Below are 20,948 nucleotides of genomic sequence, written 5' to 3'. Positions count from 1 at the left end.
AGAAGTTCAGGGAGGAACACATGGTCAATGAAAAGAACCAGACTTGGGTGCTGCGCAATCGTCCGGTGGGCGATCTGAAAGAGGGGGATCTGGAGCTGGTCGAGACGCCGCTCGCCCCGCTCGAAGACGGCCAGGTGTGCGCCAAGACGATCTATCTCTCGCTTGATCCGACCAACCGTATCTGGATGAGCGATATGGACGCCTATCTGCCGCCCGTGCAGATCGGTGACCCGATGCGCGGCGGCGGGCTCAGCGTGATCACCGAAAGCCGGTTTGAAGGCCTCGCGCCCGGCGACATCGTCAACACGGGCCTCGCCGGCTGGGCGATCTACAACACCCTGCCCGGCGCGGCGCTCACCAAGCTGCCAAAGCTGCCGGGTGTGCCGCTGACGGCTTTCATGGGGCCACTCGGCGCCACGGGCATGACGGCCTATTTCGGCCTGATGGACATCGGCAAGCCCAAGGCGGGCGAGACGGTGGTTGTGTCCGCGGCCGCTGGCGCTGTCGGCTCCATGGTCGGCCAGATCGCCAAGATCCAGGGCTGCCGCGTGGTCGGCATCGCGGGCGGGGCCGGCAAATGCCGCTGGCTCACAGAAGTCGCCGGTTTTGACGCCGCCATCGACTACAAGAATGAAGATGTCGGCAAGGCGCTGGACAAGCACTGCCCGAAGGGCATCGACATCAATTTCGAGAATGTCGGCGGCAAGATCATGGACGAGGTGATCGCGCGCCTGAACGATTTCTCGCGGATGCCGCTCTGCGGCCTCATCTCCACCTACAACGCCACCACGCCCGTGCCCGGCCCCTACAATTTCGCCAACCTGCTGATGCGGCGCACCCTGGTGAAAGGCTTCATCGTTATCGACTATTTCCCCCGCTTCCCGGAGGGTATGCAGCAGATGGCGCAGTGGCTGATGGAGGGGAAACTCAAATTCGAGACCGATATTGTCGAGGGCTTCGAAAAGGCCCCAGCAAGCCTCTCACGCCTGTTTGAAGGCAAAAATCTCGGAAAACTCGTGGTTCAGGTCAGTCCGGAGCCGGTTTGAGGCTCAGGTTCAGCTTGCGTTCATGCACTCCATTACCAGAATGTCATTCATGAAGTCTGGGAGTGGGAAATGGGACGGCATGCGGGACTGGGGACACGGGGATGGATGGCAGCCGCAGCGCTGATCGGCGTTGCCGGCTGCAGCCACTCTGACTGGGAGGCGGTTGCCATGGGCCTTAACATGGCGGCTGACGAAATGGCCGTAACGCTGACCCAGACCCCTCGCTATGGATGCGATTACAATGCTCAGGGCTATGCCGTGTGCGACGACACCGGCGACGGCTTCGCAGACCGCTACGCAGACCCGGCCTGGGATTACGTGCCCGGCTACTATGTAACCCCCGCCACCCGCATCAACGATTATGGCGAAGCCTTCCAGTATAATGCCAGCTGCGACTGCTGGCACCGCGAGCCATCGCTCGACACCTATCCCAAATAGCCGCCGCAATTCCGGGCACATAAGAGGGAAGGAAAAGGCATTCGGTCTCCGCGCTTGCGCTCTGCCCTCTGCGCTGATCATATGGCTGGAGAACACACTCACCGTGGGGAGAACGCGGTTGCAGTTGCGCCGTCTGTTTGCTGTGGCTCTGTTCCTGGCTGCCTGCTGGGCGGGGCCTGCTTTTGCCAAACCCGGCGTCGAAGATGCTCCGCTCAAGGACTGGGCCGTCGGTATCCTGGCGGCTGACTGGCGCGACAGTGAAGGCGCCCCCATCGACGCCTTCGAGAATGCGCGGCGCGATCTTGCCCGGGGCTTTGCCGATGTGGGGTTCAACCCGGATAACATCACCCACATGTCGCTGCGCCCAAGAGAGCTGGGCGGCTTTTCGCTGCGTTCGGAGGAGGTGTTCTCTGCCTTCGGAGAGCTGGCGGCCAAGGCGCCGGCGGGGTGCCTCTTCTATTTCACCTCGCATGGTGTTCCCGAAGGCATGGTGCTGGGCACCGAAGGGCTGATCAGTCCCAAGAAACTCAACGGCCTGATCAGCCAGTGGTGCGGGCAGCGCCCAACCGTTGTGGTCGTTTCGGCCTGCTTCTCCGGCGTCTTCGTGCCGGAACTGGCCGCTCCGAACCGGTTGGTGATGACGGCGGCCCGGCCGGACCGCTCGTCCTTCGGCTGCGGGGCAGGGATGATCTATCCGGTGTTCGATCAGTGCGTTCTGGATTCCCTGCCGGGCGCGGATGATTTCGTCCACCTCTCGAACATGACGCGCCGCTGTGTTGCGATGGAGGAGCGCCAGCAGCGCCTCTGGCCCCCGTCCGAGCCGCAGTCTGATCTGGGCGCCGATGTGGAAGATTTGCTCGTCTTCCTGGATTTCGAACGGCCCGCACCCTAGGCGGCGGTCAGCGCCGCAAAGCCAGCCTCAAGATCTGCCTTAAGATCGCTTACCGCTTCCAGCCCCACATGCACCCGCATCAGCTGGCCGGGTTTCTCCTTCGTCCAGCAACCTGCGCTGCGGGTGAGCTGATCATCACACGGAATGATCAGGCTTTCGAATCCGCCCCAGGAAAAGCCCATGCCGAACAGCTGCAGCGCCTCGAAGAAACGTTCCAGCGCGGCAGGCGGATAATCCTTGAGCACGAAGGAGAAGAGGCCGTTGGCGCCCGTGAAATCCCGTTTCCACAGCGCGTGATCGGGGTGAGAGGGCAGGGCCGGATGGATGACGCTGGCCACCTCCGGCCGCGCTTCCAGCCATCCGGCCAGCTCCAGTCCGGCGGCCTCATGCGCCTTCAGTCTTGTCTTCAGGCTGCGAATGCCGCGAATGGCCAGATAGGCATCATCCGGGGCAAGGCCGATGCCCCAGTCTTCCGAACAATTGGCCACCTTGTTGGCAAGGCTGAGCTCATTCGTCATCACGGCGCCGCCGAATGCATCCGAATGCCCCACCACATATTTGGTCAGCGCCTGCACGGAAATATCGGCGCCCAGTGCCAGCGGCTGATAGTGCAGGCCCGCGCCCCAGGTATTGTCACAGACGATCCGTATGCCGCGTTTCTTCGCCACCTCGGCAATGGCCGGCAGATCGGAAATTTCGAAGGTCAGGGAGCCGGGGGATTCCAGCAGGATCGCCTGCGTATTCTCTCGGAAGAGGCGCTCAATGCCCGCGCCGATGCGCGGATTGAAGCGCTCTGCCTCAACGCCCATCGTTTTCAGGCGCTTTTCGCAGAAGCGCGCCGTCGGCCCATAGGCGCTGTCGGTAAACAGAAGATGCCCGCCGGCCTCTACCACGCTGGCAATGCCCAGCGCGCAGGCCTGCAGACCATTGGAGGCCAGCCGCGTGTGCCGGGCGCCCTCCAGAATGCACATGGCCGCTTCCAGTTCGCGGTGAACCGTCAGCCCCATCCGGCCATAGGTCGGCTTGGGCCCATAGAGCGCTGCCTCGGTGCGGAACAGAACGGTGGACGCCCGTTCCACCGGCGGGTTCACCGTCACGCGGCCAAGACGCTCGGCGCGGGTATGGATCAGGCGTGTTTCGGGGGCTGCATCGTCGCTCGCGCTCATGCCGCGCCCCGCACGATCGGCCGGGAGGGATCAGATGCCCATTCCGTCCACGAACCATCATAGACGGCCACATCCCAGTTTCCGAGGCGGGCGAGTGCCAGCGCCGTGATCGCCGCCGTTACGCCGGAGCCACAGGTGGCCACGGTCGGCGCGCCCGGATCGGGCATCAGGCGGTGCAACTCTTCGGCCGGTTTCATGCGGCCATCTTCGGTGACGAGCAGGCTGCCGGGCAGATTTATGCTGCCGGGAATATGGCCGGAGGGCAGCCCGGCGCGCGGCTCAGGGTCTCGCCCGAAAAAGCGTCCATCCGGGCGGGCATCGATGATCTTGACGCGGGCAGAGCCGACGAGCTGCTCCATATCCCGCGCGTCCATGATCAGGTCGCTGCGCACGCGGGGGGTGAAGTGGCGCTCGCCCGGCGGGGTGGGCAGGTCGTCCAGCGCGCCGCCTTCGGACACCCAGGCGTGCAACCCGCCATCAAGCACATGCACATCCTTGTGCCCCATCACGCGCAGCATCCACCAGGCGCGGGCGGAGGCAAAGAACCGGTTCTGATCGTAAACCACGATGCGGCTGCCATCGCCGAGGCCCAGCTTGCGCACCCGCGAGGAAAATTTAACCGCATCGGGCATCATATGAGGGTAGGGGGAGGCGGTATCTGCGATCTCGTCAATGTCGAAATAGACCGCCTTCGGAATATGTCCCCGCTTCCAGGCTTCGCGCCCGGTTTCCACCGGACTGGTCCAGGAGGCAAACCAGGTTGCGTCCACGATGCGCACATCCGGCGCCGTGATGTTGGCCATCAGCCAGTCTGCGCTGACCAGCGGGTCGCCTTGCTCGCTCATCATTTCGTCTCCATCCATGGCGGAACTGGCAGGCCCTTGGAGCGCAGGAATTCCGGATTGTAGAGCTTGGTCTGGTAACGGTTGCCATAGTCACAGAGGATGGTGACGATGGTGTGCCCCGGCCCCAGCTCCCTTGCCAGGCGGGCTGCGCCGGCTACGTTGACCCCGCTTGAGCCGCCAAGGCACAGCCCTTCATATTCTACCAGATCGAACAGATAGCGCAGCGCTTCATCGTCATGGATGCGCCAGGCTTTGTCGACAGGGATGCCCTCAAGGTTTGCGGTGATGCGCCCCTGGCCGATGCCCTCGGTGATGGAGGTGCCCTCGGCTTTGAGTTCGCCGGTGGTGTAATAGGCATAGAGCGCTGCGCCGCCGGGATCGGCTAGGCCGATGGTGATCTTCGGATTGCGCTCCTTCAGGCCAAGGGCAATGCCGCCCAGGGTTCCGCCCGAGCCGACCGCGCAGATGAAGCCGTTCACCTGGCCCTGCGTCTGATCCCAGATTTCCCGCGCGGTGGTGTTGTAATGGGCGCGGCGGTTGGCCTGGTTGTCGAACTGGTTGGCCCAGATGGCGCCGTTCGGCTCGCTGGCGGCGAGTTCCTCGGCAAGGCGCCCGGAATAGCGCACATAATTGTTCGGATTGGCATAGGGCACCGCGTCCACCTCGATCAGCTCGGCGCCGAGCAGGCGGATGGCGTCCTTCTTCTCCTGGCTCTGCGTGCGCGGCATCACGATCACCACCCGGTAGCCGAGCGCTTTGCCCACCAGGGCGAGCCCGATGCCGGTATTGCCGGCGGTGCCTTCCACGATCGTCCCGCCGGGCTTCAGCGCGCCGGAAGCTTCCGCTTCCCGGATGATCCCCAGCGCCGGGCGATCTTTCACGGATTGGCCGGGATTGAGGAATTCGCACTTGCCGAGAATTTCGCAGCCCGTCTCATCCGATACACGGTTGAGCCGGAGCAGCGGTGTGTTGCCTATGAGGTCGATGACAGACCGGTGGATGGTCATGGGGGCGTTACTCGATTCTGACACTGGGTTGCTTGAACGCAGGCTACGCGCCGCCGCCAGCGCGTTCAATCCGCAAGGGCTGCGAAACTGCCGCGGCGTGTGCCCGGTTTGCGGGTGAAAAAGGGTTGGTGGCACCCGCCGTCAACTCACATGACCCTTAAGCGGGCGTGGAACCATCTCGCCGCAGCGGGGTTAACTCCGTGAAGGCGGCTGAAAGTTGGCCGCCCCTGCATTCCGGTCAGACAGCTCAGATTGATCTATTTTGCCTGGCTGGCCGTACAGAGGTCATACAAGCGAAAGGATAATTCACATGCTCGTCAGGCGACTGGTTTTGTCCGCATCTGTCCTGATTTTTCCGTTCAGCGGCGCGGCGATGGCCGATAACGCCCCCGTTCCGCAGCCTGCAGGTATCCCGCAGGCCTGGCAGCCCGCGCCGGGTGACGTGATCCGCTTTGATGTTCTGCGCAAGGGTAGCCCGTTTGGCTCTCACCTCGTCACCTTCGATGAGGGCCCTGATGGCGCCCTTGTGGCTAGGACGAAGATCAATCTGAAAGCCGGCCTCGGCCCGATCACGGTGTTCCGCTACGACCACACCGCCAGCGAGGTCTGGCGCGAAGGCCAACTCGTCGAGGTGGCCGGTGAAGTCAATGATGACGGCAAGAAGGCCTCCATGGAAGCTGTCCGCAACGGCAACGCATTGGCCGTGCAAGGCACGCTGTTTTCCGGCGAGGTGCCTGTCGATGTGATCCCGGCCAGCCACTGGAATTATGCCCAGACGCAGACCCGGAACCTGCTCTCGACCGAAGACGGCGAAATCTATGACATCAAGGTAACGCCGAAAGGCCGGGAGAAGATCACCGCTGCGGGCCGCGAGATCGAAGCCAACCGCTACCTTCTGGAATCCGATCTGGACGTTGATCTCTGGTATGATGATCAGGGCCGGTGGGTGAAGCTCGCCTTCGAAGCCCGCGGCCAGCAGATCGAGTATGTTCTCAATCAGATGTACTGATACGCTGGGAGTTTGGGGGTGGGGACATTGAGGCTCGTACTCGGCGACCAGCTGTCGCCAGACCTTTCGTCCCTGAGGGACGCCGACAAATCATGTGACGTTATCCTCATCGCGGAAGTGATGGAGGAGGCGACGTATGTACGCCATCACAAGAAAAAGATCGCCTTCCTCTTCGCGGCAATGCGCCATTTTGCAGAGGAATTGACGGTCTCCGGCTACAGGGTGCGGTATATCCGCCTTGATGATCCCGCCAATCAGGGCTCGCTCAGGGCTGAAGCCGCCCGCGCGCTGGAAGAGGTGCCTGGCCTCGACAGACTGGTGGTCACCAAGCCCGGCGAATGGCGCCTGCTGCAGGATATGGAGCAATGGCGCGCGCTGTTGCCCGTGCCTGTGGAGCTGCGGGACGATACCCGCTTCATCGTGTCCCTGAAGGAGTTCAATGCCTGGGCAAAGGGGCGCAAACAGCTGCGGATGGAGTATTTCTACCGCGAGGTTCGCCGCAAGACCGGCCTGCTGATGGATGGAGACCAGCCCCAAGACGGCCAGTGGAATTACGATAGCGAAAACCGCAAGCGCCTTCCCAGATCCATGGCGACGCCCCCGCGTTTCTTGCCTGAGGCCGATGCGCTGACGCGCGACGTGATGGCGCTGGTCGCTGAGCGCTTTCCGGACCATTTCGGGGATCTTGAGCCCTGGGTGTTCGCGACGACGCGCGCCGGAGCCGAGGCGGCGCGGGATCATTTCATCGCCGAAATCCTGCCAGGCTTTGGCGACTGGCAGGACGCCATGGCGCGCGGCGAGCCCTGGATGTGGCACTCTCTGCTTTCGGTCTACATCAATTGCGGCCTGCTGGACCCGCTGGACGTGTGCCGCCGCGTGGAAGCCGAGTGGCAAGCGGGCAGGGCGCCGCTCAACGCAGTGGAGGGTTTCATCCGGCAGATTATCGGCTGGCGGGAATATGTGCGCGGTATCTACTGGCTGAAGATGCCGGGCTATGCAGAGATGAACGCTCTGGACGCTCATCATCCGCTGCCGGAATTCTACTGGACTGGGCAGACCCCTATGCGCTGCATGGCCGAAGCGATTGGTCAGACCAAGCGCTATGCCTATGCCCATCATATCCAGCGGCTGATGATTACCGGCAATTTCGCCCTGCTTGCCGGGCTGTCGCCGGCGCAGGTCAATGAATGGTATCTGCTGGTCTATGCGGATGCCTATGAATGGGTGGAACTGCCCAACACGCATGGCATGGCGCTGCATGCCGATGGCGGCCTGATGGCGTCCAAGCCCTATGCGGCCAGCGGCAACTATATCTCGAAGATGTCGGACTATTGCGAAGGGTGCTCCTACGATGTGAAGCGCCGGACGGGTGGAAAAGCGTGCCCTTTTAATTTTCTCTACTGGGATTTTATCGGCCGCCATGAAGCGCGCTTCAAAAGCAACCCACGGATGGCCGTGATCTGTAAATCCTTAAACAGGATGAGCGTTTCGGAACGCGCCGAGATACGCGCCGAAGCGGATACTTTCCTTCGTGAGATCGGCCTGAATTCCCCGTAACAATCGCATTTCCACAGGGAGATAGATCAAATTTCATCGATCCCGGTCGGTAGTGGCTAACCCGCTTGCGGTAACAATGTTCAGTAGAAGGCGGGACACTTAGAGCGTGCGGGAGATGGGGTAATGCCACATGGCCAGGACGGCTCGGCGACGCTTTGGTCGCTGAGGAAACTCTTGCAGGGCGTGGAGGTGCCGGAAAAGCACGTACCCGCGCTGCGTGCCCAGCAGATGAATTCGATGAGCCGGATCACCAATGTGATCATCCTGTCGAATGTGCTGAACATCATCGCCATCCTCGGCATCTTTCTCAGCTATGGCCAGATCCACTTCCTGGTGGCATGGTCCGTCTGCGGACTGATTATAAATATCGGCTCCTGGTTCAAGTATCGCCAGTTCCTCCGGATCGATCCGAAAAGGCGCAGCAATCGCCGCGCCGTGATGGACTTCAGGCGTGTGTCCATCTGCAATGGCGTGCTGTGGGGGCTTGCGCCGATCGTGGTGCTCGGCACAGCTGATGTTCAGGGCCAGATGGTGATGGGCATCATCACCGCTGGCATGATGTTCGCCGGCGGTTTCCTGCTGTCTCGCATTCCTGTGGCAGCTGTCTACTACATTGTTCCTACTGGCCTCGGCCTGGCAACGGCGCTGATGCTGCAGACCGGGCCGAAATATGCCATCCTTTCCATTTTGATGGTGTACTATCTGATTGTTCTGCTGGTCGCCGTGGCATGGACCCACCGGCAGTTCGTGGAACAGTTTCTCGGCCGCGCAGCCATTCAGGATCAGTCACAGCTGATTGGCCTTCTCCTGCGCGATTTTGAGGAAAGCACGTCCGATACGCTCTGGCAGACGGATGCGAATGGTGTGCTGCAGGAAATCCCGATTGTCAGCGAGGCGGGCGATGCAGCCTGGAGCAAGAGCGACATGTTGCGCCGTGGCGCGGTGTTCACGGAAGTCTTTCATCCGGGTGACGCCCGCAGGGCGCTGGAGAAGGCAGTCAATGCCTGCCAGCCGTTCCGCGATATGGTTGTTCCGATCAAAGGTGCGGACGGAGACCTGCGCTGGTGGTCTGTGACCGGAAAGCCTGTCATCGAGCACGGACAATTTCTTGGCTATCGCGGCGTTGCGGCAGACGTGACCCAATCCAAGAAGATCGAAGACCGCATTGCGCATATGGCGCATTTCGATAGCCTTACCGGGCTGCCCAATCGCATCACGATGCAGGATCAGCTGGAAAACCTGCTGCGCCGCCCACCTGTTGCGCCGGCCTGCCGGGCACTGATGATGATGGACCTCGACAGCTTCAAATGGGTAAACGACACGCTCGGCCACCCGGCCGGGGACGAGTTGCTGCGTCAGGTCGCTTCGCGTATCCGTTCGCTGTCGGAGCCAGGAGATCTGGTTGCGCGGCTGGGCGGCGATGAATTTGCGATGATCGTGGAGCGGCCCGGCATTGACGAACTCCGCAGCTTCCTTGACCAGTTCGCTTCCGAAATGAGCGCGCTTTACGATGTCTGGGGATCAACCGCGAATTCCTCTGCCTCTATTGGCGTTCGGTTGTTTGATCCGTCGATCCGCGACAGCCGGGCCATGTTTCGCCAGGCAGACCTTGCGCTCTATCAGGCCAAGCATATGGGTAAGGCCAAATGGTGCATGTTCGAGGAAGAGCTCGAGCAGCGGGCTCAGGCCAGGCTGGATATTCAGGAAGAGTTGCAGCGCGCCATGGAGCGCAACGAGCTGCGGATTCACTTCCAGCCCATCGTTGACGCGCAGACGCACGAAACAGTTGCCTGCGAAACGCTTCTCCGTTGGGAGCATCCTGAACGCGGGCTCGTTTATCCCGGCGAGTTCATCGAGCATGCAGAAGAAAACGGCCTGATTACCCGTATGGGCGAATGGGTGATCCGGGCTGCGCTGACCGAGGCCGCGCGCCTGCCGGAGCATGTCCGCATCTGCGTGAATATCTCACCCCTGCAGGTTCACTCCGCTTCGCTCACCGCCACAATTGTCAGCGCAATCGCCGCCAGCAAGCTGGACCCAAACCGGCTGGAACTCGAGATCACCGAGACGGCCCTGATGAGCAATACCGAGTTCACGCTGCGCCGTCTGCACCAGCTTCGCTCGCTGGGCGTGCGCATTGCCCTGGACGATTTCGGGACCGGGTTCTCTTCCTTGAGCTATCTGCGGTCGTTCCCTTTTGACCGGATCAAGATTGACCGGACATTCGTCAGCGACATCGAAACCCGTTCCGACAGCCAGGCAATTACCCAGTCTATGGTAAGCCTTGCCAGGTCGCTGGGTATGCAGTGTACGGCAGAAGGGGTGGAGACCACGCTTCAGGCGGAATATCTGCGCGAACTCGGTTGTGAGGAATTGCAGGGTTTCTTCTTCAGCCGTGCCCACCCGCTGGAACAGCTCGCTCATATCGTGCCGCTGCGACAGGGGGCCGAAGTCACTTCGCCGCCGCAGGCGCTGCAAGCGGCCTTGCAGAGCCGGGCCAGCTGAGCGTCCAACCGGGCGGCAGGCTCAGCCAACACGAACCCTATTCTTCGCCTTCATCCTGCTTGGGTTCTTCAGCGGGTTTGGGCGCGGTGCGGCGGCCGAAGAGGTTGCCGATCGCGTCACGCGCCGCTTTCTCCGCTGCGTCTTCCAGCTGTTGCTCAACGGTAGGGGCAGGGGCCTGGGCCGCAGGCGTTTCGTCCTCTGCCCGGCCGGCAGGAGGTGTTGTCTGCGGCGTTGCGGCCGGCTGTTTTCCGCCAATGATGTTGCCGATGATCGATCCGGCAACATCGCCGGCCCGGTCGTTCACTTCCTGTTGCAAGCGCCCGGTCAATTCCGCTTGTAGCGCCGATTGAACGCCTGAGAAGTCCGGTGTTACCTTCAGCGCGTCCCAGCTGCCAGACAGGCGCACCGGCACCGGAATGCCGTTCAGCTGCACCACGGATCCCTGACCCTGACCGCTCTTGTCAATGGCGGTTGCCAGGCGCACGTCAAGGGACTGCCCGCCAATGTCGATCTTGCCGCTGCCGTCGATGCCGAGCACCGGGCTCAGCAATTTGAGGACGTCCACGGTTGCCACACCATTCTGCACACTGAGCACTGTGTTGAATGTGGTGAACTCGGTTTCGGCGGCGGGCGAAAGAACGCCGCGGAAGTCCAGATTGTTCAGGCTGCCGGTGGTGAAGGCCTGCTGCAGCGATTGCGCGCTGCGCACGATCTGGGTGACGTTCAGGCCCTTGAGCGCGCCTTCATTCAGATTTGTCGACAGCTCTCCGTTCAGCCCGCGCATGATCTCGTCGATCGAGGTGCCGCGTGCAGAAGCATTGACCTTGAACGCGCCCGTGCCGGTCAAATTGTCAAACCCTGCCAGCGTTCCGAGCAGGCTGGAAATGGCGACGCTGTTGCCTTCCATTGCAAGGTCCACCGCCGGGATCTGGCCAGCCGCGTCTACCACCATCTGACCTTTCCAGTTTCCGCCAAAGGCTTTGAACTGGGAGAGATCGGTCGTCAGCTTGCCGGCGTTCAGATTGGCGGCCAGCGCCGCATCAGTCAGCACGACACTGCCCAGGGTCAGCTTGCTCGTCTTGATGTTCAGATCCGCATCGGCCGCTTGCAATCCGGCAAGGTCGAGCTTGTCCTTGCTCCAGGCTTCCAGCGGCTGTTGTTGCTGTGGTTTCTGGTCAGCCGGCGCCAGGAAGGGTGACAGGTCAAGCGGGCCCATGTCGAGATTGCCGGTCAGGCGCGGGCGTTCGCCTGTGAGGTCGATGCCGGCGGTGCCCTTGGCGGTCAGGTCATCGAGTTTGAGGTCGAGGCCGGTCAGCGCAATTTTCGTGAAGGTTCCGCTCGCCTGTCCCTTGGCGCTGAAGCTGCGAAGGGTAGAGCCCGGCGCCATCTCCACCTCGGCGGCTGCCAGCAGATCTCGCAAGCGCTCGCTTTCCGCCGAAAGCTGGCCTTTCAGGTTGCCCTCGCCGCCCAGGCCCACATCCCCCTTATAGGAGGCGGTCAGGATTTCGCTCTGCTGGGTGAGTTCCAGCCCGGTCAGAACAAGCCCGTCCACGGGACCGCTGATCGCCGAGGAAAGCTCCACTTTGCCAAGCGCGGTGGAGGCCGGCAGATCAAACTCAAGCTGGCGCGCCAGTTCGCCCGCATTGGGAGCGCGCAGTTCCAGCCGGCCATTCAGCGACGGCACTTCGCCTAGCTGGATAGTGCCGGCATAGTTGGCGTTGATGAGGGCGCCCTTGATGCCCAGCTTCTCGAAGCTGAGATCAGGTTGCAGCAGGGACCCGCTGACCTTGCCCTTGATATCGGCTCCGCCCAGCGGGGCGAGGTTGAGGGGCATCTCGACAGCAGCAAATCGGGCAAGCTCCGCCAGGCTCGGCGCGTCGAGGCTCAACTCGCCGGAGATGGTCGGCGCTTCAGATAGATTGAGCTGTCCGGAGAAGCTCGTCTTGGCGAGGTTTGATGTCTGGGTGAGTTTGTCGATGTCGATCACCAGGGCGTCGGCCGGGCCTTTCAGGCGGCCTTCCAGATTGATCTTGCCCAGCTTGGAAAGGTCGAACGGAACTTCTGCCCCGGTAAGAGCGGCGAGGGCCGGAAGCGCGTCCGACGACGCCCGGAATTGTCCCTCGATGTCCGGAATTGTCCCGAGTTTGACCGATCCGGTATAGTGAACCTTCCCGAATGGGGTATCCAGGTCGGCCTTGATATCTGCCGGTTTCTCCTTGGTCAGGGCGTCGATGGTATCAATCGTCGAATTGATCTCGAACGGGTGCGCCTGAAAGAAACCCTTCGCTTTCAGCCGGAAAGGCTCGTCTGTCGATGCCATCGAGGCCAGCAGGTCAAGGTCGCGCAACTCGTAATATTCGCCCGTGCCCGCGTCCCGGTAAGTCAGCGATGCATTCTGCAGCCGGGCCTGCTCCACCCCGCCATTGAATCCCTTTTGCTCTGCCGGCGGCCGCGTGGGCGCAGGTTGGGGCTGCTCAGCCGGCGTGAAGACCCAGTTGGTCTGCCCATCTGCGAGTTTCTGCAGGGAAACCTTTGCATCGACGAAGGCCAGCTCCTTCACCTCAACCCGGCGGGAGAGAAGCGGCATCAAGCGCACGGAGCCGCGAAGTTCACCGGCTTCGACCATATAGGGGCCGTCAAACCCAGGCGGATTAGCCACCGTAACTCCGCCCACGCTGGCGGCAATCGCCGGTAATATCGAGATTTTTACATCACCGGTCAGTGTGATCTGCCGTTGCAGCGCCTGCGTGGCTGCGCGCTCGATCTGGGCCCGGTAAACCTCCTTGGGAACAAGGAAAGGCACCGTCACGAGAGCGATCAGGAGCAGGGCGATAACGCCGCCAACAATCAGGCCGATGCGTTTGATATTCATGGGGCGAATCCCGACGTTTATGTAATTCAGTATCACATGGGTTCGGAATGTGTCGTGTGAATGGCAAAGCAGGCATAAAAGGGGGGAAAGACGCCTGCGCAGGGGCACAACACATGCTTGTGAATTGCGTGAAGAAGTGTGCTTGACCCGTCCGCCATGCTTGATTAGAGAGGCGCTTCGCTTCCGAAAGGGGGCGCCAGAAAAATGCGCGGGTGTAGCTCAGTCGGTTAGAGTGCCGGCCTGTCACGCCGGAGGTCGCGGGTTCGAGCCCCGTCACTCGCGCCATTTCTTACGAAATGAACTCCAATAAAATCAAAGACTTAGGTCAGTTTTTAGGGTTTGATTTCCATTGTCCCCCAGAACTGGGATACAAATTGGGTACAAACTGGGATACAAAGGCGCTGTCTGACGTCTCGTGAATCACAATCCAAGTGTGTGCCAAGAACTTCCCGATCAGTAAGAATTCATAGGATTCACATGCGAAATCGGCGTGATCTTCCCGATCGGGAAGATTTAGTGTTGTCTTAAAGCGTCGCGCTTTCATGTGGACGCATAGCACGCAGCTTTGAAGAAGTTCCAGCACTCATTTGGAGTAAAGAGCTTGCAGATGTCGCCGATGGCGTCATTGAGGTCCTCGTAGGTTTGGGCGGCGACGGCGCGCAGGTGGGCTTTCAGCTTTGAGAAGGCCATCTCGATCGGGTTCAGGTCGGGTGAGTATTTCGGCAGGTAGAGGAACCAGGCGCCGCGTTCAGCGAGGGCGTCTTCGGCGCGCTGGCTGTAGTGGACGCTGAGATTGTCGAGGAGTGAGCCGGACAAGCAATCGCACTGCGATTGCCCGGCGAACACATCTCCGGGTGAGAGTGTCGGGGCAAGTTGGGTCTCGATGTACACTTCGAACGCAGTCCGGTTCATGGCGCCGTCGACGATCCAGGGCGCCGTGAGTTCACCGCAGCGCAAGCCCGCTATAAACGTCTGTGTACCCCATTTCCCGAACGTCGCAGTTGCCTTCAGACGCTTCCCGCACAGCGACCGGCCGCGAAGACGGCACATGTTGGTCTTCACTGAGGTTTCATCGATGAACACCAGACGGCCGGACTCAGCCTGCATGGCGGGCTGACGGTAATGCTTCCAGTCCGCCCGGGCAGCCTTCACGTCAGCGCGTTCTTGCTCCGACGCCAGCAGCGCTTTTTTATATGTGAACCCGGCCTGGCAGAGCACCCGCGAGAGCGATGCCGGTGCCGCCGTCACGCCATGCTCCGACGCCAGCCGGCGCGCCAGTTCCGGCATCGTCACGTCGGGCTGAGCCTCGACCTCCCGGATCAGGTAATCGAGATACGGCGCCAGCTTGGCGTGCCGCCGCCCACCAACTGGGCGAGGCGGGACATTTCCCGTCTCCTGCCACAGCTTCAGCAGTTTCACCGCAAAGCTTGGACTGACGCCAAAATGGCGGGCCGCAGCCTGCCGCGAGTTACCCCGCTCAACAAACGCCACCACCCGCCGCCGCAGATCCTTCGAATATGCCTCAGCCATGAGCCACCTCCTGAAAGAAGTGAATCACAACCCACGCAAACTGGGAATCTTTGATTCTGCGTGACCGCGCGGCGCTCTAGGACACCGACTCATAAGAGCGAAGCCAGATTCTGATGGCGGCGAGTTTGACGAGGGCGAGATAGTTTTCTGCGTGTTTTTCATATCGTGTGGCGATGGCTCGGAAGTGTTTGATCTTGCTGAAGAAACATTCGACCTTGTGTCTGTACCGGTAGAGGAAGGTGCTGAAGGCGGGGATATTTTTCCGGTTGGGCATCGGCTTGACGCAGGCCCAGGCTCCGCGTTCGGCAAGCTGAGTGCGCATGGCATCGGAATCATAAGCCCGGTCAGCGAGCAGGATTTGTCCGTTACTCAGCCCGTCCAGCATGTCTGCCGCGCTGCGTCCGTCATGTGCCTGCCCGGGCGTGATCTTCAGGACAACGGGCAGGCCATTGGCATCGACAAGGGCATGGATTTTGGTGGTCAGGCCGCCTCTTGAGCGCCCCACGCAACGGGCGTCAGCGGAACATCGCGCGGTGGCTTCGCTGCCCCCTTTTTCGCGTTTGCACCATGCTGGTGAACGCGGATCGAGGAGGAGTCTATCATCTGCAGGTCGCCGTCATAGGCCGCTGTTACCGCATCGAAAATCCGGTCCCACACGCCGAGCCTCCGCCAGCGGACGAACCGATTGTAGCAGGTCGTCGGTGGGCCATAGCGCTCAGGGATCTCCGACCATGGCGTGCCAGCGCGAAGCCGCCAGAAAATGCCGTTGAGCACTTTACGGTCATCTGCCCGCGCCACCCCGCGCGGCTTGTTCGGCAAAAGCGGCTCAATGATCGTCCATTCGAAATCAGTGAGCTCGTATCGGCGACGGGTCATGGAACATCCTCCTTTGTGCAAAGGAATCTGCGTTCGCCCGATTTGGAAATCCCGTTTATGAATTTATGACCTAACCCGATGAACTACCGCGCACTTCCAATCTCCCTAAGGGACCGTTCCGGCGTCTTCCGGTCATGCGTCATCCCTCCCATAACGGAGTTCGCGCACAGCATTGGAAGGCAGACCAATTGCGCGTTCCTTATAACAGTTGCGCTGAACCAGAATCTCGCGCGCAAGGCCGTGGCCGACAAGTGCGGTTCCCGTCATACCGATTGGCTAGAACTTGACCACTGCGCGGCCGACAATCTTGTCATCGCGCATCAGATCGAGGTATTCGTTGATCTGTTCGAAGCTGATGGTCTTGATCGTATGCTGAATCTTGCCGGCCGTCGCGAGAGCCATGACTTCGCTGAGATCCGTGTTGTTGCCCCAGAACGATCCGTAGAAGGTTTGTTCGCCCGATACGCGGGGAAACAGGGGAATGTCGATTCTATCGCCAATAAAGCCAACATCGGCGTAGTGCCCGCTTGTGGCCAGCAACTCGAAACCCATCTGCATCATCTGAGGCGCGCCTACGCAGTCGATGATAGCATCCAGCTTGCTTTCGCCAGTCGCGGCTTTTAGGTCTTTCCCAACGTCCGCCGCCGATTTGTTCCGGACCGCAATCACATGGTCTGCGCCATACTTTTTCGCGACTTCGAGTTTGTCCTCGCTACGCGCGAAAGCGACCACCGTTGCGCCGGCGCCAAGAATCTTCGCATATTGCACAGCATACGAACCAAGTCCGCCAACTCCAAAGACACCAATAATGCGGTCCGGACCAAGGCCGCCTGCATCGCGAATCTTCTTGATGGCACGATAGGGTGTCAGTCCGGCATCGGTCAGGGGAGCAATCTCTTCGAACAGCAAATGCTTTGCCACTTTGATCACATAGCGCGCCGGGACGGGGATAAACTCTGCAAATCCGCCATAGGTACCGAATCCCGGCCAGCGAACATTCGGACAGATGTGGGTATTGCCAACAAGACAGTGCCGGCACGTTCCGTCCCCCCAACCTGGCGCGACAACGACATGATCTCCGTCTCCAAGGCCAGACGCCTTGGGGACGAGGCTTCCAGTCCGGACGATCGTCCCCGTAATCTCGTGGCCCGGTATGACCGGCGGAGGAATATCCGCATAGCCCTGGAAGAAACCGTCGACCAGTAGGACATCGGACCTGCACATCCCGCACGCGCGGACCTGGATCAGAACCTCATCAGCCTGAATGTCGGGTACCGGAACATCATCTAGCACCAGAGGCTTATTGTATTCCAGAATTCGTGCGGCTTTCATGATCTTGTCCTATTCATTCTGCTAAAGCTCTCGAAGAGCGCGGCTGCGGTGCTTCGCTTTCTGACTTTGCAAGCGCGGCCGTTCCCGCACATCGCTAGGCGTGCAATCGGTTTGGCCTGATCATACAATCCAGCCTTGTCTTCCTTGGATGTCCAGGGGGCGGAGTTGCCTGCCCTGATGAGGCTACGTCAGCCGGACCCAGATTTCAGGTCGGCTTTTTCAGGGCAGCGACCAGTTCTTTCGCCAGGGGTCCGGCAGAAGCAGGGTTTTGTCCTGTGATCAGCCGGCCATCAACAACGACATGGGGCCGCCAATTTTCGACCGACGCATAGTTGGCGCCCTCGGCCGTCAGCGCGTCCTCAAGTTCGTAGGGCACGTCTTCACGCGCATAATCGTATTCTTCTTTCTTCGAGAAGGAGGTGAGTTTTTTGCCGCGTACGAACGGTATGCCGTCCCCGATATCCACGCCGAGCAAGGCGCATGGGCCGTGACAAACTGCGGTAACGAGCTTGCCCGTAATCCATGCTCTCACAACGGCGGCTTGAACATCCGCATTGCGCTGGATATCGACCATCGGGCCGAGACCGCCCGGCACCAGGATCGCGTCATAATCTGCCGCGTCCACTTCGGAAAGTTTGCGGCTGCGGTTGAGGCGGCGGAAGGCCTTGCTTTCGAAAAATGCCTTCTGTTCCGGGTCTTTCTCATCGTAGGCGTCATATGGCGTCCACCCGCCTGCGGGCGAGGCGAACTCCACGGCAATGCCCGCTTTGTCGAGGACCTCGAACGGGTGTGCGACCTCGGCAAAGAAGAAGCCGGTCTTGCGGTTGAGGGGGCCGATCACGGCGGCGTTGGTTACAATAAACAAAACGTGCTGGGTCATGATCTTCACCTCGATGGAATGTTGCTGGGTCCAGGGACTTGCGCTTTGGAAGGATCAACGGTCCGGGTAGCCATGTCCTCTGCATAAAAAGATTAAACCTGAACGCTGCGCCGTACCTGTTAAGCGTGGTAAAAACCGGTAAAGACGCAACCTTGACCCATGCCAAAAGAGCCCGTGAAATGGCTCACTGCGGGGGGGCAGCATCTGTGCGCGAGAGGGCGCTCAGCGACCAAAGCCAGACGCGGGACTTCCGGGTTCAGTCTCTGGGAAGCGGAGAACCAAAATCGGCCAAGCGCGGGATCCTGGCTGATCCGGCTTGGCTGGCTGGCACCAGGCATGACGGCGATGACAGCAGGATTTATCCGTGCAAACTGGAGGCCGGCGGATTTCAGGCGGACGCCGTGCCGGGCCGCGATCGATCAGAGCGTCCCATCGGCGGAATAGTCATTCACGATCTTGTTTGGCAGGCCGTAGCGGAACACATCGCCTTTTTCGCCAAGATCCCGGGCATCGACATTCTCCCTTTCGACCAGGATGAGGCGGCCGATCTTCGTGCGTGCCACATATTGGTCTCGTGGCTTTCCGGAGAAGGCTTCCCCCTAGGAGATTGCCCGGAACATGTTGCCAAAGGGGCGCTGCCGAAGCAGAGCTTTCCTGGCAGGATACCCCGCAATGACATGCCTAGACCCTTTTCTGTTCCCGCACACCTCAAGCGACATCGACCGGATTGAGCACAACAGCGGTGCGCTCCGCCAGTTCTCCAATACGTGATACGTAATTTTTGAAGTGCAGGGTATCACGGTGGGCGGCCACAGCCGGTTCGTCCTTGTAGAGTTCATCCAGTACGAAGCTGTCCGGAGCGGCCTGATCTTGCCAGAGATCGTAGCGAAGGTTGCCCGTCTCCGCACGAGACGGCGCTGTCATCCCTTCCAGAAGTCTGCGAAGCGCCTCGGTCTTGCCGGGTTTCGCAGTCAGCACAGCCACGACTTTCACATTAATAGGCATCACTCAATATCCTTTCAATTGGGGCAATTGTTTTTGGGAAAACTCGTATGCCTACGGATCGTCCAATCGCTGATGCCGCCCCTATGGATACGATTCATGGAGCGGGCGGAAGGGATGTTCCCGGTAAAGTTTTCAACCCTGTTATAGATGGTACGCATACGGTGCCCGGACGTTGGCGATCAGAAAACTCGCTATTGAACCAGGCTCCGTGCGGCCTGGTCGATCGCATCTGCGACCGCTTCCGGCTGCGACAGATAAATGGCGTGACTGCCCTCGATCTCTGTAATCGCGGCGTTCGCGCGGGCGGCCATACGTCGCTGCATGTCCGGCGGGATGATCCGGTCTTCTGTTGAGATGACGAACCAACTTGGCTTGTTCCGCCACGCGACACTGGAAACCGGCGATGCAAAGGCGGCCTGCGCCGTCGGAACCTGGGAGGCGGCCAGAAACACGCTAACGCCTGTGTCGATATCCTGCGCAAACGCTTGCGGAAATGCGGCGGGATCGAAAAACAGAAAGCCGTCGCTGGAAGTCTGGAAAGGCGGTGGCGGGTCGTCGCCCCGCAGGCTGGAAATCGACTCGCCCTGATCCGGTGCGTATGCTGCGACATACATCAGCCCTGCCACGACCGGCGAGCTGCCGATCTCTGTAATAACGACGCCGCCATAGGAATGTCCGACCAGCAGTGCGGGACCGTCCTGGCGGGCGAGGACACGGTCGACTGCCGCCACATCGTCCGCAAGCGATGTCAGGGGATTCTGGACTATGTTCACAGTATAACCGCGCGCCGTCAGGGAGCGATACACCCCTTGCCAGCCTGAGCCATCAACAAAGGCGCCGTGGACGAGCACGATGTTCCTTACCTCAGGCGGACGGGAATGTTCCGCGGAAACGCATCCGCCGACGCCAAGAGCGAAGGCGAACACGAGCATCCGGAGGGATTTGATGAGGGGCATTCTCGTCTCTCTTTTCTATTTTGTTGGTGAGTGGCAGATCAGGCGTTGGGGCGTTGACAGATATCATCGGACATGTGCGCTACGGGGCGCAGCGCTGCCGCGCGTCGTCGAACGAGCGCTTGACCGGGCCAAACGCCTGAACGAATGCAGTTTTCTCGACTTGCGGTCATTTGCAGCAGGTCAACGTCCACACATTGGAGCGGTGCACCCCCAGTCTGTTCTTCAGCCGTCAGGCTACTCGATCGGGGGCGCCCAGGCTTGTAAATCGTGGTAAAATCCTGACGTGAAGTCGGCCGGGGATCTTGCTGCGACGGCCGACTGCGGTCGGACGCAGATCAAACTTCCGCTCCCGCGTCGATGTGTAAGGCTTGGGACGTATCCGAAGCTGGCGCGGTTGAGTTACCCATTCGGGTAAATTTAAAGCGCCGACCGGGTGAGGCGGAACTGCGCAGAGACTGATACTGGTTCAGGCGCCCGGGGAAGTCCCGTCGCGGTGACGCCCGGCACGCTGATCGAGGAGGTCAGGAGATGCCAGCCCCTTCTACTGCGCCATATGCCTCGCAGCCGATCAGTCTTGCAAAGACCGCAGACACTCCCGACGAGGCCCATGCAACAGGCACGCGAACATTCCTGTTCGGCCCGTTCCTCTTCCAACCCGAACGTCAATTGCTTTTGAAAGTGCACAGGCCCGTCCGGATCGGCGGGCGTGCGCTGGACTTGCTCACACGACTTGTCGAAAGGCCAGGTGAAGTGGTCAGCAAGAAGGAACTGTTCGCCTGTGCCTGGCCTGAAACGTGTGTCGATGAAGCGAACCTGAAGGTCAACATCGCTGGCCTGCGCCGTGTGCTGGGCGAATCCGCAGATGCGCCCCGGTTCATCGCCACGGTCAACGGCAGGGGGTATCGGTTTGTAGCGCCAGTTGAGGCGCGGGTCCTGGATATGGTTCGGACCGAGCAGCAATCGGCATTTACGGTGACTCCCTGTGCGGAAGACGACTGGGCGCACCTGCGTCCGCTCGATGGGCCATGGTAA

17 protein-coding genes, 1 tRNA gene and 1 pseudogene are annotated in these 20,948 nt (G+C 60.6%); 8 read left to right on the top strand and 11 right to left on the bottom strand.

Going from position 1 to position 20,948, the window contains the following annotated elements; translation table 11 throughout:
- Nucleotides 1-20: 20 nt before the first annotated feature.
- From ACQKI2_RS00885 to ACQKI2_RS00875, 3 genes are all read left to right on the top strand, one after another.
- Nucleotides 21-1,046 carry an NADP-dependent oxidoreductase gene (locus tag ACQKI2_RS00885; RefSeq protein WP_427377856.1) on the top strand — a complete coding sequence of 342 codons (1,026 nt, stop codon included), beginning with the start codon at nucleotides 21-23 and terminating at the stop codon, nucleotides 1,044-1,046.
- A gap of 105 nt (nucleotides 1,047-1,151) precedes the next feature.
- Complete coding sequence (locus tag ACQKI2_RS00880; protein WP_427377855.1) at nucleotides 1,152-1,484, top strand: hypothetical protein; 333 nt, start codon at nucleotides 1,152-1,154, stop codon at nucleotides 1,482-1,484.
- Nucleotides 1,485-1,602: 118 nt separating this feature from the next.
- A complete protein-coding gene (locus ACQKI2_RS00875) occupies nucleotides 1,603-2,376 on the top strand; it encodes a C13 family peptidase (protein ID WP_427377854.1) in 774 nt (257 codons plus the stop codon).
- Here ACQKI2_RS00875 and metC read toward each other — a convergent pair.
- Genes metC through ACQKI2_RS00860 form a run of 3 tightly spaced genes read right to left on the bottom strand, consistent with a single transcriptional unit; the run spans nucleotide 2,373 to nucleotide 5,394 of the window.
- Nucleotides 2,373-3,542, bottom strand: coding sequence for a cystathionine beta-lyase (gene metC, locus ACQKI2_RS00870; RefSeq protein WP_427377853.1), 1,170 nt, complete (start codon nucleotides 3,540-3,542; stop codon nucleotides 2,373-2,375). The genes ACQKI2_RS00875 and metC overlap by 4 nt on opposite strands.
- A complete protein-coding gene (locus ACQKI2_RS00865; protein WP_427377852.1) occupies nucleotides 3,539-4,387 on the bottom strand; it encodes a sulfurtransferase in 849 nt (282 codons plus the stop codon). The genes metC and ACQKI2_RS00865 overlap by 4 nt, the downstream gene beginning before the upstream one ends.
- On the bottom strand, nucleotides 4,387-5,394 hold the full coding sequence (locus tag ACQKI2_RS00860; RefSeq protein WP_427377851.1) for a cysteine synthase A: 1,008 nt from the start codon (nucleotides 5,392-5,394) through the stop codon (nucleotides 4,387-4,389). The genes ACQKI2_RS00865 and ACQKI2_RS00860 overlap by 1 nt, the downstream gene beginning before the upstream one ends.
- Before the next feature lie 310 nt (nucleotides 5,395-5,704).
- Here ACQKI2_RS00860 and ACQKI2_RS00855 point away from each other — a divergent pair, with 310 nt between their 5' ends.
- The 3 genes from ACQKI2_RS00855 to ACQKI2_RS00845 all read left to right on the top strand — a co-directional run bounded on the left by ACQKI2_RS00855 (nucleotide 5,705) and on the right by ACQKI2_RS00845 (nucleotide 10,465).
- Nucleotides 5,705-6,403 (top strand): DUF6134 family protein, encoded by a 699-nt coding sequence (locus tag ACQKI2_RS00855; RefSeq protein ID WP_427377850.1) that lies wholly within the window; start codon nucleotides 5,705-5,707, stop codon nucleotides 6,401-6,403.
- Between the two features lie 18 nt (nucleotides 6,404-6,421).
- Nucleotides 6,422-7,960, top strand: coding sequence for a cryptochrome/photolyase family protein (locus ACQKI2_RS00850; protein WP_427377849.1), 1,539 nt, complete (start codon nucleotides 6,422-6,424; stop codon nucleotides 7,958-7,960).
- 123 nt (nucleotides 7,961-8,083) lie between these two features.
- The gene (locus tag ACQKI2_RS00845; RefSeq protein WP_427377848.1) at nucleotides 8,084-10,465 is read left to right on the top strand and encodes a putative bifunctional diguanylate cyclase/phosphodiesterase; all 2,382 of its coding nucleotides are present in this window, start codon (nucleotides 8,084-8,086) and stop codon (nucleotides 10,463-10,465) included.
- 37 nt (nucleotides 10,466-10,502) lie between these two features.
- Here the strand turns inward: ACQKI2_RS00845 and ACQKI2_RS00840 are convergent, their stop codons facing one another.
- Nucleotides 10,503-13,337 (bottom strand): AsmA family protein, encoded by a 2,835-nt coding sequence (locus tag ACQKI2_RS00840; protein WP_427377847.1) that lies wholly within the window; start codon nucleotides 13,335-13,337, stop codon nucleotides 10,503-10,505.
- 208 nt (nucleotides 13,338-13,545) lie between these two features.
- On the opposite strand from ACQKI2_RS00840, the gene ACQKI2_RS00835 reads away from it, so the two are divergent.
- Nucleotides 13,546-13,622, top strand: a tRNA-Asp gene (locus tag ACQKI2_RS00835).
- Between the two features lie 255 nt (nucleotides 13,623-13,877).
- Here the strand turns inward: ACQKI2_RS00835 and ACQKI2_RS00830 are convergent.
- The 7 genes and pseudogenes from ACQKI2_RS00830 to ACQKI2_RS00800 all read right to left on the bottom strand — a co-directional run bounded on the left by ACQKI2_RS00830 (nucleotide 13,878) and on the right by ACQKI2_RS00800 (nucleotide 19,916).
- Nucleotides 13,878-14,867: an IS630 family transposase gene (locus ACQKI2_RS00830; protein ID WP_427377846.1), complete on the bottom strand. Its 990-nt coding sequence runs from the start codon at nucleotides 14,865-14,867 to the stop codon at nucleotides 13,878-13,880.
- A gap of 76 nt (nucleotides 14,868-14,943) precedes the next feature.
- Nucleotides 14,944-15,743, bottom strand: a protein-coding gene (locus tag ACQKI2_RS00825; protein ID WP_427377845.1) for an IS5 family transposase whose coding sequence is annotated in 2 segments (ribosomal slippage) — nucleotides 14,944-15,414 and nucleotides 15,417-15,743 — 798 coding nt in all. Because the reading frame shifts where the segments join, the coding sequence is not laid out codon by codon here.
- A gap of 276 nt (nucleotides 15,744-16,019) precedes the next feature.
- Nucleotides 16,020-17,075 carry an NAD(P)-dependent alcohol dehydrogenase gene (locus tag ACQKI2_RS00820; protein WP_427377844.1) on the bottom strand — a complete coding sequence of 352 codons (1,056 nt, stop codon included), beginning with the start codon at nucleotides 17,073-17,075 and terminating at the stop codon, nucleotides 16,020-16,022.
- 205 nt (nucleotides 17,076-17,280) lie between these two features.
- Complete coding sequence (locus ACQKI2_RS00815; protein ID WP_427377843.1) at nucleotides 17,281-17,955, bottom strand: type 1 glutamine amidotransferase domain-containing protein; 675 nt, start codon at nucleotides 17,953-17,955, stop codon at nucleotides 17,281-17,283.
- Between the two features lie 422 nt (nucleotides 17,956-18,377).
- A pseudogene (locus tag ACQKI2_RS00810) lies at nucleotides 18,378-18,554 on the bottom strand (aldo/keto reductase); the annotation flags it as partial.
- Between the two features lie 109 nt (nucleotides 18,555-18,663).
- On the bottom strand, nucleotides 18,664-18,960 hold the full coding sequence (locus ACQKI2_RS00805) for a putative quinol monooxygenase (RefSeq protein WP_427378036.1): 297 nt from the start codon (nucleotides 18,958-18,960) through the stop codon (nucleotides 18,664-18,666).
- A gap of 191 nt (nucleotides 18,961-19,151) precedes the next feature.
- Nucleotides 19,152-19,916 (bottom strand): alpha/beta hydrolase, encoded by a 765-nt coding sequence (locus ACQKI2_RS00800; protein ID WP_427377842.1) that lies wholly within the window; start codon nucleotides 19,914-19,916, stop codon nucleotides 19,152-19,154.
- Nucleotides 19,917-20,444: 528 nt separating this feature from the next.
- Between ACQKI2_RS00800 and ACQKI2_RS00795 the strand changes: the two genes are divergently transcribed.
- A complete protein-coding gene (locus ACQKI2_RS00795) occupies nucleotides 20,445-20,948 on the top strand; it encodes a winged helix-turn-helix domain-containing protein (RefSeq protein WP_427377841.1) in 504 nt (167 codons plus the stop codon).

This window comes from Hyphomonas sp. NPDC076881, assembly GCF_050269995.1.
Classification (GTDB): Bacteria; Pseudomonadota; Alphaproteobacteria; order Caulobacterales; family Hyphomonadaceae; genus Hyphomonas.
Note: the sequence above shows the minus strand (reverse complement) of the source record. Positions and strands in the feature narration are given on the sequence as shown.